The organism is Flavobacterium sp. (assembly GCF_028712645.1).
Lineage (GTDB): Bacteria > Bacteroidota > Bacteroidia > Flavobacteriales > Flavobacteriaceae > Flavobacterium.
Window position 1 is genome coordinate 1 of the sequence record NZ_JAQTPQ010000340.1, and the last position, 3,097, is coordinate 3,097.

The 3,097-nt window shown below is 35.7% G+C and carries 2 protein-coding genes and 1 pseudogene; 1 reads left to right on the forward strand and 2 read right to left on the reverse strand.

The window, feature by feature from the left end; all coding sequences use genetic code 11:
• Positions 1-501 (reverse strand): annotated as a pseudogene (locus tag PHC28_RS17475) (diphosphomevalonate decarboxylase); the annotation flags it as partial.
• A 104-nt stretch (positions 502-605) separates the two neighbouring features.
• Between PHC28_RS17475 and PHC28_RS17480 the strand changes: the two are divergent.
• Positions 606-1,082, forward strand: coding sequence for a TspO/MBR family protein (locus tag PHC28_RS17480; RefSeq protein ID WP_300103545.1), 477 nt, complete (start codon positions 606-608; stop codon positions 1,080-1,082).
• Between the two features lie 54 nt (positions 1,083-1,136).
• Here PHC28_RS17480 and PHC28_RS17485 read toward each other — a convergent pair.
• Positions 1,137-3,097: gliding motility-associated C-terminal domain-containing protein (locus PHC28_RS17485; RefSeq protein ID WP_300103546.1), on the reverse strand; the 1,961-nt coding region annotated here is incomplete at its 5' end.

Genomic DNA, 3,097 nt, shown 5'->3' on the forward strand with positions numbered 1-3,097 from the left:
ACTTCCTGAACCCAAACGCGCCAAAAAAGAGGCTTTTTGGTAAAAATAATCTTCAGTCATTTCCGGGTTTAATGCTTTTTCCAAACTCATTAAGTTCATTGCCAAAGCCGCCATTCCTGAAGCTGATGAAGCAATTCCAGAACTATGCGGAAAGGTATTTTGAGTGTCAATAGTAAAATGATACTCTTTTAAGAAAGGCAAATAAACCAAAACTCTTTCGAAGAATTGTTGGATTTTTGGTTTGAAATCCTCCTTGGATTTTCCTTCAAAAAGCAAATCGAAAGAAAATGTATCTTGATTTTCTTTTTTGGCGAAAGCCAAAGTTGTGATCGTTTTGCAATTATTCAAAGTAAAACTCACCGAAGGGTTTGCTGGAATTTGTGCGTCTTTTTTTCCCCAATATTTTACTAATGCAATGTTGCTGGGAGAGCTCCATTGAAAATTACCTTTTTCTACGGAAAGAGAATATTTTGACGGAATAAAATCGTTTGCTGAGAACATCAATTAATAAATTTATGCAAAGATACTTTTTTTGGTTTACACCTTGATTTGTTTCTTTATTGAATCCCTATAAAGTTTTGATTAAATTTGTAAAAAAATAGAATATGAATAAGATTTTTAAAATTTTAGCGGTTGTTGTTACGTGTTTGGTAATTGGATATTTTTCTGGAATGGTTACTCGTTCAGCAATTGTAACTTGGTATCCAACATTGGTAAAACCGAGTTTTAATCCACCTAATTGGATTTTTGCACCCGTTTGGAGTATGCTTTATGTGATGATGGGTGTTGCAGCTGGTTTGGTTTGGAATCGAATAGACTTTGATAAGGAAGTCATTAAAAAAGCATTAATTTTATTTGCAATTCAATTGGCTTTAAATGCCTTGTGGTCGTATTTGTTTTTTGGATTAAAAAATCCAATGTTGGCAGGTATCGAAATTGTTTTATTATGGTTAATGATTTTTGAAACCTATACACAATTTGTAAAAATCAACAAAATTGCAGGGTACTTATTTATTCCCTATTTACTTTGGGTAAGTTTTGCAATGGTTTTGAATGGAAGCATTTGGTGGTTGAATCGATAGTTTGTGAAAAAGGTTAAATTAAAAAAGCTCCATTCGGAGCTTTTTTAATTTAAATTATCTGGCTACATAGACCCAACCTGATTTTGAAGTCCCATCGCCAAATTCGGCAACATAAAAATAGGTTCCATCAGGGAGCGATTCTCCTTTGCTATTAGTTCCATCCCATTGGTTCGAATAATTCGTATAATTATTTATTTCTCTTCCGTATCTATTGAATATTTTAAGTTTAACAACATTACAACCGCTAAGGTTAAAGGTGTCATTATAATTGTCACTTCCTGGAGAAATTGCATTTGGGAACATACAAATAGAGCTTACAGTTGCAACCTTATTAAATTCACAACCATTTGAGTCTTTTACAGTAATAGTATAATTACCTGGAGCTAGGTTAGTATAGCTAGTGTTAGATGTAAATGAACTATTATTGATGCTGTATAAAAATGGGCTCAATCCACTTGTTGTTCCAGTAATTTCGATAATTCCATCAGGACTATCATTAACAACATCAGAAGCTGTAAAAATTATATCTGTTGGAGATTGATAAACGGTAATATCTAAACTAGTTGATGGGCTACATTGTCCAACGGATGGGGTAAAAGTATAAGTTCCCGAAACTGTGTTACTTACTGTTGCCGGATTCCAAGTTCCTGTGATTGCATTGTTTGATGTTGTTGGTAAAATTGGACTTGTAGATCCTGAACATATCGGAGCGATTTCAGTGAAAATTGGGGTTATATTCTGATTTACTGTGATAGTTAATTCAGATGAAGCTGTTGCACATTGACCAGAAGTTGGTGTAAAAGTATAGGTTGTTGTTGTTGTATTGTCTAAAGCTGGCGACCATACTCCAGTAATACCATTTGAAGAAGTCGTTGGCAATGGTGACAAAACATCTCCGTTACATATTGGGCCAACAGGATTAAAAGCCGCAACTAATGGATTGACAGTTATCGTTATTTGTATTGTTGAAGCACATTGCCCCGAATCTGGAGTAAATGTGTAAGTCCCAGAAGCGGTATTGCTAACGGTATCAGGAGTCCAAATTCCGGTAATTGAATTCAATGAAATTCCAGATAAAACAGGTGCTATTTCATTTTCACAAAAAGGTGTAATAGGTTCAAAAGTTGGAATATTTTTTTGATTCACTATAATAGTCATAGTTACAGGAGTAACTGCACATTGACCAGATGTTGGTATAAATGTATAAGTTGTTGTTGCAGTATTGTCCATTGCTGGTGACCAAACTCCTGTAATTCCGTTTGTTGAAGTTGTAGGCAAATCAGCCAAAACATCTCCGGAACAAATTGGTGCAACCGGATTAAAAGTTGCAAAAAGTGGGTTCACCACAATAGTCATAGTTACAGGTGTAACTGCACATTGACCAGAAGTTGGTGTAAATGTATAAGTTGTAGTTGCAGTATTATCCATTACAGGTGACCAAACTCCTGTGATTCCATTAGTTGAAGTCGTTGGTAAATCTGCCAAAACATCTCCGTTACATATTGGCGCAACTGTATCAAAAGTTGCGATTAATGGATTCACAACAACAGTCATAGTTACAGGAGTAGCTGCACATTGCCCAGATGTTGGTGTAAATGTATAAGTTGTTGTTGCAGTATTGTCCATTGCTGGTGACCAAACTCCTGTGATTCCATTTGTTGAAGTCGTTGGTAAATCAGCCAAAACATCTCCAGAACAAATTGGCGCAACTGGATCAAAAGTTGCGATTAATGGATTTACTACGATAGTCATAGTTGCAGGAGTAACTCCACATTGCCCAGATGTTGGTGTAAATGTATAAGTTGTCGTTGCCGTATTGTCCATTGCTGGTGACCAAACTCCTGTGATTCCATTTGTTGAAGTCGTTGGTAAATCAGCCAAAACATCTCCAGAACAAATTGGCGCAACTGTATCAAAAGTTGCGATTAATGGATTTACTACGATAGTCATAGTTGCAGGAGTAACTCCACATTGCCCTGATGTTGGTGTGAAAGTATAGGTTGTAGTTGCAGTAT

Coding starts and splice junctions, on each gene's coding strand:
- PHC28_RS17480 (WP_300103545.1), top strand. CDS start 606: ATGAATAAGATTTTTAAAATTTTAGCGGTTGTTGTTACGTGTTTGGTA.